5 protein-coding genes are annotated in these 6,426 nt (G+C 68.8%); 3 read left to right on the top strand and 2 right to left on the bottom strand.

The genetic code is table 11. The features are described from left to right. Nucleotides 1-89 precede the first annotated feature (89 nt). On the bottom strand, nt 90-1,007 hold the full coding sequence (locus MJ783_RS06270) for an alpha/beta fold hydrolase (protein WP_239309066.1): 918 nt from the start codon (nt 1,005-1,007) through the stop codon (nt 90-92). 400 nt (nt 1,008-1,407) lie between these two features. Next, nucleotides 1,408-1,890: a phage holin family protein gene (locus MJ783_RS06265; RefSeq protein ID WP_239309064.1), complete on the bottom strand. Its 483-nt coding sequence runs from the start codon at nt 1,888-1,890 to the stop codon at nt 1,408-1,410. A 677-nt stretch (nt 1,891-2,567) separates the two neighbouring features. On the opposite strand from MJ783_RS06265, the gene MJ783_RS06260 reads away from it, so the two are divergent. The 3 genes from MJ783_RS06260 (at nt 2,568) to MJ783_RS06250 (ending at nt 6,386) form a co-directional block, all read left to right on the top strand. Beyond that, a complete protein-coding gene (locus tag MJ783_RS06260) occupies nt 2,568-3,515 on the top strand; it encodes a hypothetical protein (RefSeq protein ID WP_239309062.1) in 948 nt (315 codons plus the stop codon). 364 nt (nt 3,516-3,879) lie between these two features. After that, the gene (gene ssd / locus MJ783_RS06255; protein WP_239309060.1) at nt 3,880-4,998 is read left to right on the top strand and encodes a septum site-determining protein Ssd; all 1,119 of its coding nucleotides are present in this window, start codon (nt 3,880-3,882) and stop codon (nt 4,996-4,998) included. After that, on the top strand, nt 4,995-6,386 hold the full coding sequence (locus tag MJ783_RS06250; RefSeq protein ID WP_239309059.1) for a TadA family conjugal transfer-associated ATPase: 1,392 nt from the start codon (nt 4,995-4,997) through the stop codon (nt 6,384-6,386). The genes ssd and MJ783_RS06250 overlap by 4 nt, the downstream gene beginning before the upstream one ends. The last annotated feature ends 40 nt before the right edge of the window (nt 6,387-6,426 follow it).

Here is a 6,426-nt window from a genome sequence, read left to right as displayed (position 1 = left end):
GGAGGTGAGCTGTATCAGTGTGGCCCCGGGAGCACAACCAAAGACCGCCCGAACACAACAAACCAGACAGGCGGTTTTCGAAACACGGGTCAGCACGCGAGCCAGCTGACGATCTCTTTGGTGATGATGTCCGGTGCCTCCTCCGGGAGGAAGTGCCCCACCCCGTCCAGCAGCTTCCAGGTATAGGGACCGCTGACGTAACGCCCGGAGCCCTGCGCGGTCGAGGCCAGCATGCACCGGTCAAGACGGCCGTGCAGCTGCAACGTCGGCGCGGTCACCGGCTGCCGGCGCAGAGCCGCCGCGAACCGAGCACCGTCCGGCCGGAACAGCGATCGGAAAGCCCACCGGTGATACTCCAGGGAACTATGCGCAACCCCAGGGATCCGGATCGCCTCGCGATAGCGGTGTTCCACCTCAACAGCTGGATAACCAGGACCGCCCCACAACCGCAACAGCCGCCCTACATCTGCCGCGTCATCGGCGACCAGCTGCCGCTCCGGACGCCACGGCAGCTGGAAGGCGATCAGATGGCGGGCCGAGAGACCCTGCCCGCGCGGGCTCGCCACCATCTCGTGCCGGACCCGCAGGGGATGGGGCATTGCCAGCACGACAAGACCGCGTACCAGCCGCGGAAAAAGCGCCGCCGTCGCCCACCCCGCCACACCACCCCAGTCGTGCCCGACAATCACCGCGTCCCGCTCACCGAGCGCCCGGACCAGACCGGCAACATCATCGGACAGGGTGAACACGTCATACCCGCGTGGCGGCTTGTCGCTGGCGCCGTATCCACGCAGGTCCGCAGCCACCACCCGGTATCCGGCCGCGGCGATACCGGTCAGCTGGTGGCGCCAGGCCCACCAGAACTGTGGGAAACCATGTAGCAACAACACGAGCGGACCATCGCCAGACTCGACCACGTGCAGGCGAGTGCCATTGGCAGATATGTCACGATGCTGCCACGGACCGTCCACAAGGACGGTGCTGATCTCTGGAACAGTGGCCTCCATCGTGTCTCAGGATGACAGACCGGCGACCTGGTCGATCCGTGCCCGCCTGCCTGCCCGGCCCGCCCACAGCGCTCTGATCCACCCACCCCGGCGTTCCGCCGATGCGTCCCCCGAGCCCGCAACGGGCTATGGGTGCCCCGATGCTGCCTCGCTGGATCTCTGTGGATCTCCGTGGATCTCCGGCGGAGATCCACGGAGCCTCAGAACCTGTACAGAAAATCCAAACCAGGCTCTCAGAGCGTGTTTGAGATCGTCATTCCGGCTCGCCGCGACCAGACGCCCCCTGGCTGCGTTGTCGGCCACACCGATACAACTCATCCGGTATCGCTTCGGCCTGCCGCCTTGCCAGGGGGCGCCTGGACGCGGCTCACTGATCGAAAGCCCGATCTCACACACGCTCTCAGTGGCTGGAGACCGAGTTCCGCGCGCTGCCCGGCACGTGTCCGTTGGAGTGGTTTGCCGCACCACCCGCGACTGTCGTCGGATGCTTCAGCCACGCGATGTCCTCCTTGACCGTCCGCAAGGTGCGCTCGGGTGGCGAAACCTTCTTCAACCGCGTTGCCCCGAACAGAGCCAGCATCCCGGCGACGACCAGATAGAGCAGCGTGGTCAGGAAGTACGCCCAGAACCGCTCCACGCCGGCCCAGGTGAACAGCTCTCCGAACCCGATCGTGACCGCGATCAGAGCGCCGAGGCCGAGGCCCGCGGCAGCCACCAGGAACCCGACGCCAAGCGCGGCAGACATAGCCTGCTTCGAAAGCTCCGCTTTCGCGAGATCGATCTCCTGTCGGACGAGTAGTGACAGGTCTCGCGCCGCGACCGCGACAAGTTCACCGAGTGTCGCGTCTCGGCCGGCCGAGCGGTCCTGCGTTGGAGTCGACACCGTTGCTCCTCCTTCTGGTGGCCCGTGGGCCTCGGGCGCGCGAAACGATTCCTGATCGCGTACCGTTGGCCAGCGGGCACGGGTTGTCCCGCGCCGGAGTGGCTGCTGGTCGCGCGCACCGCGACACGAGGCAACGGCCGATACCGTCCAGGTCACCAGATGGTGCCCGATCGGCAACAGCCAACACATCCGCAACGCTCGTGCGTGGGTGTTCCGCGCGGGTGTTGCGACCGCCTCGGCGGCCTATGCCTCCCTCACATCCAGCTCCCCCACCTTCATACCGCTCTCGGGCCCCGGCCGGCGCGAAACAAACGATCATTTGACTGAGTACGGTGCGACAATCCTGTATCACCCGCCGCGGACGCCTCTTGCGCAGTCTGCCGTGTCCAGAGCCGGCCCGCCGGCCAGACGCGCTGTGATGCGCGCGCCTGGCCGCTCCGGGCAGTTTCGCCCAGGCCTTCGGACGCCGCCGCAGGACAAACGGACCACGGCGGCGCTACGTTCGTCCAGTTGCGGAACGGCCGTCAGACGTTCCCGAGGTACTCGGGAACGCCGGAGCCGCCGCGTCGGCCACAGCAGATTCGATCATGACTCCTCCCGCGGCGGCGGAGATTCGCCGCGCCCGCGGGATGCCCAGCTGCCCATCTGTGGTGCGGGCGGGCTGTAGCGTACGGACAATGACCGCTGTAGTCGGGTCGGACCCCCTTGCCCGCCTCGCCACCCTGCCAGGTGTCACCGACGCGGTCGCCGCTGCCCGAACCTCTGTGGACACCTTGCTGCGGCATCGGGTCATGCGCCGCGACAGCGCCAGGGTGACCGCCGAGGCCTCCCTGCGCACCGCGCGCGCATCCGCGGCGCTGGACGGTCACGACATCGCGCTGGACGACCTCCGCGCACACCTCGGTCACGATCTTCGACCGGCGACAGCCGCCGGCGGCAGCGACTCTTTCAGGGCCGCGCTGGGCGCGGTCCGGCTCTACGCGGAGCTGGGGACGCTGCGTGATACCTGGGAGCACGCGCCCCGCCAGGCGCTCGCCCGCATGCATGTGCTTGTCGCGCGTGGGCTCATCGCGGACGCCGATCTCGGCCGCCCACGAGTAGCGACCTGGCCAGCCCCAGGAGCCGCGTCGGCAGCCATGAACGACCCGCTGGGGGGCCCGGGCGGCCCCGCCGGCCCGGTGGGCCCTCTCGGGCTCGGCCCAGCGCCCACGCCCGCCGAAGCCACCGCGCGCCTGGACGGGCTCACCGAGTTGTTGATGGCCCGGACCGCAGCTCCGGCGATCATCGTTGCGGCGGTCGTGGAAGGTGAGCTGCTGGCCATCCGCCCGTTCGGCGGCTTCGACGGGATCATCGCCCGGGCGGCTGGACGACTGGTACTGATCAGCCGCGGCCTCGATCCCAAAGCCGTGACCGCGACCGACGTCGGGCACATCGAAGCCGGGCGGATCGACGGTCACCGTACCTACGCCAACACCCACGCCAAGGCCTACGCCGATGCGGTGCACGCCTACCTGGGGGCGGATACCCACGGCGTCGGCGCATGGGTCATTCACTATGCCCGAGCCGTGGAGCTGGGTGCCCGCGAGTCCCTCGCCATCTGCGAAGCCATCGCCCGGGCCGACTGAGATAGCACCGATCAGGTCAGGACAACGCTGCGGTGGCCGGGCGGTTTGGCCACTGGTTGAGAGGGTACGCACAACGGGCCGAGCGAGTTTACCACGCCACTGTCCGGCAATCGTGGGATCCCTGGCGGCTGACCGCGAGATCCCACGGACGGCTCCCGCGACGCCCCCCAAACGGGAGCCGTCCCTCGGTCAGCCACGCCAGTCAGCCAGGCGGCGTTGGCCACGCCGCGTTGGCCACTTCCTCAAATCGGCTTAAACCTTTATTAGACCATATGTGGCGCCTGTGGAGGGAAAAACATCCACAGGCGCCACATAGGTCATGGTGGGCGTCCGTCCCCATTCCTGACGACGGAAGGGCCTTGCCATGACATCCGCACCGCCCGATCTCACCCACGCGGCGCCCGGAGCTGACCCGAGCCTCCGGCCGCTTGCCATAACCGATGATCCACAACTGCTCGACGACATCATCCGGCTCGCCGCAGCCGCCGGCGTCACCGTGGACGCGGTCGTCGATGCCCATCTTGCCCGCAGATACTGGAACAACGCCCCGCTTGTCGTCGTCGGCAGCGACCGGGTGACGTCGTGCGTGGTCGCTGGGCTGCAACGGCGGCCAGGCGTGGTGCTGCTGAGCGCCGATCTCGACGACGGCGGCGTGTGGGAGGCAGCCGTGCGTCTCGGCGCCGAGCACGTGGCTTTTCTGCCGGACGCGGAGGAATGGCTTGTGGACGTTTTCGCGGCCGCCGCCGAACCGGACCAGCGCCGCGCCACCGTGGTAGGCGTGATCGGTGGACGGGGTGGCGCCGGGGCTACCAGCCTCGCGATCGCGCTGACTCTGGCCGCCCTGCGCCGAGATCTTCAAACGGTGCTGGTGGACGCCGACCCGCTCGGCGGTGGGATCGACCTTGCTCTGGGGATCGAGAACCGGCCAGGCGCGCGCTGGCCGGATCTCGCGGACGCCCGCGGGCGGGCGCCTCGCCGCATGCTGACCGATTCGCTGCCGTCCCTCGGGGAGCTCGCCGTACTGTCCTGGGACAGAATCAGCCCGAGCGCGATTCCACCGGTCCTGATGACCTCGATGTTGGCCAGCACCCGGCGCGGCAATGACGTGCTCGTTGTCGACCTTCCCCGGTCTCCTGACCAGGCCGCGGCTATTGCGATGCAGATGGCTACAATGATCATTGTAGTCGTGCCGGCTGAGGTCCGTGCGATCGCCGCTGCCGGCCGGATCTGCGGTACCGCAAACCGGCACTGCGCGGACGTCCGAATTGTCGTGCGCCTCCCCGGCCCGGCCCGGTTGGCTGCCGGCACCGTCGCGGACGCGCTCGCGCTGCCGGTCGCCGGGGTGCTTCGGCACGAATCGGGGCTCGCCACCGGGCTGGAACGGGGAGAACCACCGGGTAGCCGACGCCGAAGCCCACTTGCCCGGGTCAGCGGACGGATCCTCGATGAACTCGGCTTTGCCCGTACGGACGTGGCTGTATGAGCGGTTATCCGGACGGGGGTCCGGCCACGGGGGCGACACCGCGCCATCCGTCTGGCGCCATCGCGGTCGAACGGACCGAGCGCGCTCACCCACAGCCCGCAGCGGGCGTACCAGCCACCGCGGCCACCGGCGGCGCAACCACGGGACCACGCCCCGATGAGGCGCTCCTGGCCGGGATCCGGCGCAGGCTCGTGGACGCGGACGCAACACTGACATCCTCGCGAATCGCCGTGGCGGTCCGGGCGGAGACCGGACCTGCCGGTAACGACTCCCTCGCGCTGCATCGGTCACTGCGGTCAGAACTGATGGGTGCGGGCCCGCTCGAGCCACTGCTCGCGGACCCATCCATAACGGACGTTCTTGTCAACGGACCCGGCGAGGTCTGGGTGGACCGAGGCGCTGGTCTCCAGCGGTCCGCCATCACCTTCGCCGACGATGACGCGGTGCGCCGCCTCGCGGTCCGGTTGGCCGCGGCAACCGGGCGACGCCTTGACGCGGCGACGCCGTTCGCGGACGCGAGACTTGGTGACGGCACCCGTCTGCATGCGGTCCTCGCCCCGATCTCGGTAACAGGGACCTGCCTGTCGCTGCGAATCCCCCGGCGGCGGCCCTTCACACTAAATGATCTTGTGGAGGTCGGGACAATACAGCCCGCTATGGTGGAGGTGTTGGACGCGCTCGTCCGCACCCGTATGACAACCCTGATCACGGGCGGGACGGGGTCAGGAAAGACCACCGTGTTGGCCGCGCTCTTGGGCCGGGTCGGCCCGGACGAACGTGTCGTGATCGTGGAGGACACCGCCGAACTCGTCGTCGGTCTGGCGCACGTCGTACGGCTGGAATCCCGCCCGCCCAACATCGAGGGTGCCGGCGGAATCGACCTGCGCGATCTGGTTCGTCAAGCGCTACGGATGCGGCCTGACCGAATCGTCGTCGGCGAGGTTCGCGGGGCCGAAGTCGTGGATCTCCTCATTGCGCTTAACACCGGCCATGAGGGCAGCTTCAGCAGCGTACACGCCAATAGCGCAGTGGACCTCCCACCGCGCCTGGAGGCCCTCGCCGCGCTTGCCGGACTGGACCGCGCGGCCCTGCACAGCCAGCTTGCCTCGGCCGTACAGGCTGTCGTCCATATCAGCAGAGATCGCGACGGGACACGCAGGCTGACCGAAATCAGCGTGTTACACCGCGATCAGAGCGGGCCTGTCCGCGTACTGGCCGCCCTGCGCCTACGCCGCTGGCACGCAACGTCGATGGATCCCGAACCTGGGACGACGGCCAGCGTGGTCGTGGCCGAGGCAGGCGCACGTGTCCTTGACCAGTTGCTAGCCAAGCGCGGCGGCCCACGTCTTGGTGTGCTTCGCGGCGACCCCGGCAGCCCGCGATGCTGATGCTGGCGCTGGCCACCGCCTGCTCGGCCGCTGCCGCGGC

Source organism: Protofrankia sp. Cj3, from assembly GCF_917627355.1.
GTDB lineage: Bacteria > Actinomycetota > Actinomycetes > Frankiales > Frankiaceae > Protofrankia.
This window is presented reverse-complemented; position numbering and strand designations above follow the sequence as displayed.